The organism is Novosphingobium sp. 11B (assembly GCF_054589055.1).
This window is the reverse complement of record NZ_BAAILP010000072.1, coordinates 1-666: the sequence shown is the minus strand read 5'-3', so window position 1 is coordinate 666 and position 666 is coordinate 1. Positions and strand designations below refer to the sequence as shown.

Sequence of the window (666 nt, the reverse complement as noted above, 5' to 3'; positions counted from 1 at the left end):
GGCGTGTTTTCCGCCAGCAGCACCGACATCGACAGCGCGCGCATGCGCGGCATGCCATCCTCGGCGTGCCAGGTCTCGAAGTCGGAGTGCCAGTAGAACTCGCGGCCCTTGAACCCCGGCTTGTAGTTGAGGCGGGACTGGTAGACGTAGACCTCGTCGTCGAGCAGATAGCCGGCGACGCCCGCCAGCCGTTCGTCGGCGGCAAGGCGCGCCATCGTGTCGCTCTGTTCGTGAATCTCGAAAATCGAGCGGATCTCACGGCTACCGTGTTCGGCAATCACCGTCTCGTCCTTCAGGCCCTCGGGATCGCCAAGCAGGCGCCCGGTTTCCGCCTGGAGCGTAGCCATCTCGGCTTCGGAGAAGACATCCTCCAGCACGAGATAGCCGTCGCGGTCGAACTGGGCGATCTGCTCTGCGGTCAACGGCGCGCCAGGCTGCCATGCGCGGCGGGCGACGGGTTCGCTGCGCGGGAGCAACTGGGGTTCGGCCGCGCTGCGGGTGGGATAGTGGTCGTGCATCAAGTGCCCCCTTTCTCCTCAGTCTGCGAGCGCGGGTTCGCTGGTGTCGGCGGGGTAGGCACCGTTCTCGTCATGGACCTCGCGCCCCGTCACCGGCGGGTTGAAGACGCAGGCGCACACGATGTCCTGCACCGGGCGCACGATGTGC

General features: G+C 66.7%; 2 protein-coding genes. Both read right to left on the bottom strand.

The window, feature by feature from the left end:
- Window positions 1-518, bottom strand: a 518-nt coding sequence (locus ACYPYD_RS06640; protein WP_459662551.1) for a phytanoyl-CoA dioxygenase family protein, incomplete at its 3' end; no start/stop codon positions are given.
- Window positions 519-536: 18 nt separating this feature from the next.
- Window positions 537-666: ectoine synthase (locus ACYPYD_RS06635; protein ID WP_459662552.1), on the bottom strand; the 130-nt coding region annotated here is incomplete at its 5' end.